This window comes from Fulvivirga sp., assembly GCF_040218215.1.
Taxonomy (GTDB): Bacteria; Bacteroidota; Bacteroidia; order Cytophagales; family Cyclobacteriaceae; genus Fulvivirga.
Map to the genome: position 1 here is coordinate 240,602 of NZ_JAVJQL010000012.1, position 6,417 is coordinate 247,018.

Annotated in this window: 3 protein-coding genes; all 3 read right to left on the reverse strand. The window is 37.9% G+C overall.

Features of this window, described 5'->3' with window-relative positions; translation table 11 throughout:
- Positions 1 to 4 precede the first annotated feature (4 nt).
- Positions 5 to 1,285 carry a hypothetical protein gene (locus RIB54_RS07100; RefSeq protein WP_350100061.1) on the reverse strand — a complete coding sequence of 427 codons (1,281 nt, stop codon included), beginning with the start codon at positions 1,283 to 1,285 and terminating at the stop codon, positions 5 to 7.
- A gap of 3 nt (positions 1,286 to 1,288) precedes the next feature.
- Positions 1,289 to 2,305: a PorP/SprF family type IX secretion system membrane protein gene (locus RIB54_RS07105; RefSeq protein ID WP_350100064.1), complete on the reverse strand. Its 1,017-nt coding sequence runs from the start codon at positions 2,303 to 2,305 to the stop codon at positions 1,289 to 1,291.
- On the reverse strand, positions 2,302 to 6,417 hold a 4,116-nt coding region (locus RIB54_RS07110), incomplete at its 5' end, for a putative Ig domain-containing protein (RefSeq protein WP_350100066.1). The genes RIB54_RS07110 and RIB54_RS07105, both read right to left, overlap by 4 nt.

The window sequence follows — 6,417 nt, forward strand, 5'->3', positions numbered from 1 at the left end:
TTTTTTAATAGGAAACAATAACTACGATGCCATCCTTTTCTTCAAAAAGCTTTTCTTCGGCACCGCGCTTCATATTGTTTGATTCCTTTATTTTTATTTTACTGCTATTAATGCCTGAAAGTTTTAAATATTTCACCAGCTCATCCAGTCGCTTCTTATGGATGCCTAAATCTTCCGGTTCATATGCAACACTTAGCAAAATTAACTCTTTATATGATTGATAGTTCAAAAACTTAATTAAATCGTTCAATTTTTGTTTGGACGATGATTGAATCTCTGCTGATTCTGGAAAAAAATCGATAAAGTACTCTCTACTTTGGTCTTCTCCGCGAAGTTCCTCTAACAACTGACGGGCTTCAGCAATAAGCTGCTCAGCGTATTCTTGGTTTTCGCCTTTTTTTAATCCTTTTAGCTCACTAACATATATATTTGATAACTCTCCAGATCTATTACTCGAAAAATAAACTGTAGAATCACGTCCTATTGAAAAATATGCATCAAACTTATCAGAATTAATTTTCTCACCCAAGTTTATAGGCTTACTCCATACCGTCCAATTATCATATAATCTCTGGGTCACAAAAATATCCGCTCCACCAAATCCCCCGTGTCCGTTTGAGGCAAAGTATAACCTTTTCTTATCCTGAGATAAAAATGGAGAGATTTCAAACCCCTCTGTATTCACAGTTGGCCCCAGATGGATAGGCGTACTCCAATTCCATAATGAATCCTTAACTGACACATATAAATCTTCCATTCCCTCAGAATCATCCCCCTTCATACTTATCAACAAAACATTAAAATCCGGATGCATATAATATCCTACAAATTCCTTATTTTCCTGCCATTTCAATGGCAAAAGTTCAGGACTTATCCACTTACCATTTATTTGTTTAGTAAAAGCAATGCCTTTACCCCTATTGTAGGAATTAAGTAGGTACACCACACTATTATCCTCTCTAACACCAATTACTGCATTGTTCTCATAATTATTCCACTTTCTAATATCATTGGTTGGTTTCTGCCATTTTCCCAAACTGTCTTTTTGGCTAACCCAGATGTCCATACCTGCCAACTCTCCTCCCACATTATCTTTATGGAAGCCCCTTACAAAATATAATGTCTTACCATCAGCTGAAACTAACGGGCTCAACTCTTCAGCTTCCGAATTGAGGATGCTTAGAGGAGCAGGTTCTGCAAACTCCATAACTTGCGCATGGACAGGTTCTAAACTTAGAGGGAGTACTATTAAAGCTAAAGCAATGTTTTTAAGCTTATTCATCATCACTTACCACAACTTAGCATCTGCTGCATACTTATTAAAAATAAAAACTCCAATAATGAACTCATGACTACTGACACTAAAACTACTCAAGTCTCTTAGGTAATTGTTGTAGGCATAATGAGCGGAGAGCTTACCTTGTGACATAAGCCCTGCTAAAACTGAAAATTTTGTTTCATTTTCATAAGCCCCGCCAAAATATAAAATACTTCTATACTTCAATCGTGCATTCACCATCCAGTTAGAATCATAACTTTCTGAATAAAATGTTTGGCCACCTAAGCTTAACGCTAAATTTTCGTTAAGATTGACTACCTTACCAACAAGAAATTGATAACGTGGAAGTCTAGTATGGTCTAATAGATTATCACTGTTAATGCTGGTTGAAATCATATTATACGTAGATATAGCTAGATAGAACTTGTTGCTGTACAACACTGTCCCAAAGTCAGTAATTAAAGACGTTCGTCTTCCTTCATTACTGTTCAATAACTCTTTATAAAAAGTATCATTCACCTCATCCCTTACTGTAAAATTGCTTAAATCAACGTTTTCAAAATCAGCGCCAATCTTGGTTCCTAAAGACCATGTTAATTGTTTTGATATAGGGAGATGATAAGCATAGTTTATATTTATTGCACTTGTTTTGTATGGGCCAAGTGCAATACTTTTCACAAATCCGCCCAAGCCATGCTTTCTTCTTAACTTTTTGTTGGTTATAATCTTATCAAACGAAGAAGGATCGCCAACTCTCAGGGCATTGTTTTTAACCATTTGCTTTAATGGTTTATTAAGCATTCCATAAGCACTTACGAATACACTGGAATTTACATCACTAAAGTCACTCCAGCCCTGTTTGCTTCCCATTTTAAAATCCAAGAAATCTTCGATGCCTGTAAATCCTGCATTTTCTGAAGGTAAATTGATAAAATACTGTGAATAACCCAATTGCTGGGCACTCGCGTCCAAAGAAGCAAAAAAGCATATCCCACAAACAACAAAAATCTTATTTAATAACCTCATTTCAGTATGGTTACAGTACCAGTATATTTTCTTTTACCATCATTTAAATCTATAGCATAAAAATAAGGCCCAAATGGTAATTCCCTGCCTTTATTTGTACCATCCCACTGACAATTCTGATCAGAACAAGAAAACACCTTGGAGCCATCAGCATCATAAACATTAATAGATATATCTGAATAGAATTGCAAATTCAAAATATCCCACACATCATTAACGCCATCTCCATTTGGGGTAAATGCATTAACTATATCTAATTCTGGAAATACTTCAGTTATTTTTATAACCCTTGAAACAATATTACTCTCATCTTCTTCGTCAACTACTACAATTTGCAGCTGCTTATCCAGCAGTTCAATTGATGAGGATACAGAGCTGGCAAATTTCACCTTTTCAAGCACATCACTATAGGCGGTGGCAGAAGCACTTCCGGTAATGGTAAGTATACCATTTTGAGCATTATAAGTTGACTGAAAAATATCTTGAGCTTCTAACTCCAAAGTAAGTTGATCACCCGAATTGAAGTTTGTAGAAATGCTAACTTGTGCACCTTCAATCAAATCACCATCATCATTGTCCCTTACAGTAACTTCCCCACCTCTTAAAATATTTAACCCTGGATCTCCCGGACTATACTCTAATGCATCTAAAACATCTCCTTGCCTACCTGTAATTAGTTGAGGAGCATCATTTATTGGTTCAATAGCAATAGATACTTCAGCAGTTTGCGAAGAAATAGAGGTGCCGTCAGAGCCCTTCCACTCAAAGTTATCATCTCCAAAGTAATTGAGGTTGGGACGATAGACTAAAGCAGTTATTTGATTAGCACTAATATCAGAGCTTAAGTCTATTGCCTCTCCATTAAAAAAAAGCCGTCCATTAGATGGCAAACTCATAACCCTAATAAAGCTTAGTTCATCTCCCGGATCATCATTAAAATTAGATTCAAAGTCCACTAAGCTGAATTGATAATCAACGTCTTCATCCGTACTAACTTCAAAATTATTTAGCGTAGGTGGATTATTTACATCCAGCGAAAACTCTTGTAGTTCCTTTCCTCCATTCAAATCAGTTGCTTCAAGAATAATGTCTTTATTCTCCGCGGCATTTTGAGGCACTGTTCCTTGAACTCTGGCAGTTCCATTACCATTATCTACAAAAGTCAAATAAGGCGGAATCTTATTTGCAACAATAGTCACCCGATCATTTAAATCAGGATCAACTACTGTTACATCATATAAAAACACTTCTTCTATCCCCACTTTTGCTACTGGCTCACTTGTAAAAATTGGATTATCATTAGTATTTACAACTTCAAGATTAAATATCTGTTCATCAATAGCTCCAGCCAAATCCTCAACTTTAAGGTTAATTTCAACGACTCCTACATGTTCATTAAGTGGTGTTCCTGACAACAGAGCATTCCCACTATCATCAGCACTCAATGCTAGCCATGATGGTAGTGAGGTTGATGAAACAGTATAATCATCGCCCACATCCGGATCATTTACAATGATTACGTATTCGTACAAATCATCTTCCAGAACGCTTAATACAGGCTCGCTCGTAATAACTGGGGCATCATTGGTATTGCTTACGGTCAGATCAAACTGTTGAAGTACAATTGAAGAATGGCCATCAGTAACAGTGAGGGTAATTAAATGGCTACCTACATCCTCGTTTAATGGAGTTCCTGACAGTAAAGCTGTACCATCACCGTTATCAACAAGTGTTAACCAATCAGGTAGACTTTGAACACCTAAAGTTAATATTTCACCTAAATCAACATCCGTAGTCGTTATTTGATATTCATATTGCAAATCTTCTGTTAAATTAGTAACAGGCGTACTAGTAAAAATTGGTTTATCATTAGTATTTACTACTGTCAATTCAAAATTTTGTTCTGTAGTCTGAAGAGCAACATCAGTAACCCGTAGTTTTATCTGATGAACCCCTACGTCATTATTGGTAGGTACACCTGACAGCTGTGCAGTATTGTCATCATTATCAACAAAGGTCAACCAACTTGGTTTGTCGATAATAACAATATTCAAAATATCGCCAACATCAGGATCCGAAGTAGTTATTTGATATGAATAATTCTCATCTTCATTAACACTTATTATAGGTGCACTTTCAAATACCGGAGGGTCATTTTCATTGTTCACCAATAGTTCGAAGCTTTGAACATCCTCTGCTCCAGCATTATCAATTACCTTTACCTCAATATTGTATGTGCCTTGATCTAACTCTATCGGGGTCCCCCATAATTTCGCTGTGCCATTTCCATTATCTGTTAATGTCAACCAAGCTGGAATACCTTGACCTTCGAATACAAAAGTATCTCCTATATCTGGGTCCTGAATTTGAATATTATATGTATATAGTAAATCCTGTTGCGCTGTTAAAAATGGTGAACTAATAATTGAAGGTGCATCATTCGTATTTATTACTTGTATTGTAAAAGTTTGATTGCTATTAGCTCCATTGTCATCTGTAATATTAAGTACTACTTCGTTTGCCCCAACATTTGAATTTAATGGGGTGCCAGATAATAAACCTGTACCATCAGCATTATCTACAAGAGTCAACCACGCAGGCTTTGAGAGCGCAGTGATTGAAAGTACATCTCCTGTATCAGGATCTGTTGCAGTTATGTTATACTCATACAGCGCGTCTTCATCAATTAATGTAATTGGGGTACTAGTAAAAATTGGAGGATCATTCAAATTGGTTACACTAATTTCAAATACCTGATCTACAGCCGCTCCCGAAGCATCTTCAACCGTTAGTATTATGGCATATTCTCCTAAATCTTCGTTAGCCGGATTTCCAAAAAGCAAACCTGTACCGTCTCCATTATCTGTAAAATCGAGCCAAGAAGGCAATGCCCCTGTAGTCAGCACGCGCGAATCACCCAAATCAGGGTCACTTGTTGCTACTTGATATTCATATAAATTACCTTGCTGAACTGTCAATACAGGTGAGGTAGAGAAAGCTGGAACATCATTAGTATTGAAAATAGTTACAGTAAAACTCTGAGTCACCTTTACTCCAACGCCATCCTCAACTTCTAAGACAAGGTTGAGGCTCCCTACGTGCTGATTTAATGGTGTGCCTGTCAATACCGCATTTCCATCACCATTATCAGTGAGACTCAGCCACTCTGGTAATGACAGAGCCGTAATTGATCTTGTATCGCCTACATCCGGATCTGTGGTAGTAATGTTATAAGCATACAATGCATCTTCATTCACACTTTGCACAGGCGTACTTGTAAAGCTTGGTGGGTCATTTTGATTGTCCACATTGATCGTAAACACTTGGTTAATAGCTGCCCCTGAGTTATCTACCACTCTTAGTGTAACCGAATTACTTCCCAAATCTGCATTAGTTGGTGTGCCAGTTAGTGTAGCCGTGCCACTGCCATTATCAGTGAAGGTCAACCAGTTTGGTTTTTGCGTTGCTGTTAGGGTTAATATATCACCAATATCTGGATCTATTGCTTGAACGCTGTAAGTATAAACAACATCTTGAATAGCGCCCGTGACTGGTGAAGTGGAAAATGCTGGAACATCGTTGGTATTTAAAATAGTTACCGTAAAACTCTGAGTCGCTTTAACTCCTAGTCCATCCTGCACCTCTATGACAAGGTTTAGGTTTCCCACATGCTGATTTAATGGTGTTCCGGTTAACACCGCTGTTCCATCTCCATTATCACTCAAACCCAGCCACCCTGGTAACGATAAAGCAATGATTGTTCGGGTATCTCCTGCATCGGGGTCTGTAGTCGTAATGTTATAGGTATATACAGCATCTTCATTCACACTCTGCACTGGCGTGCTAGTAAAGCTTGGTGGGTCATTCTGGTTGTCCACATTGATCGTAAACACCTGGTTAATAGCCGCCCCTGAATTATCTACCACCCTTAATGTCAATGGGTTACCTCCCAAATCCGCATTCGTGGGCGTGCCTGTAAGTGTGGCCGTGCCACTGCCATTGTCGGTAAAGGTTAACCAACTTGGTTTTTGCGTTGCTGTTAGCGTTAACACATCACCTACATCCGGGTCGGTGGCCTGTACATTGTAAGTATATACTGCGTCCTGGATCGC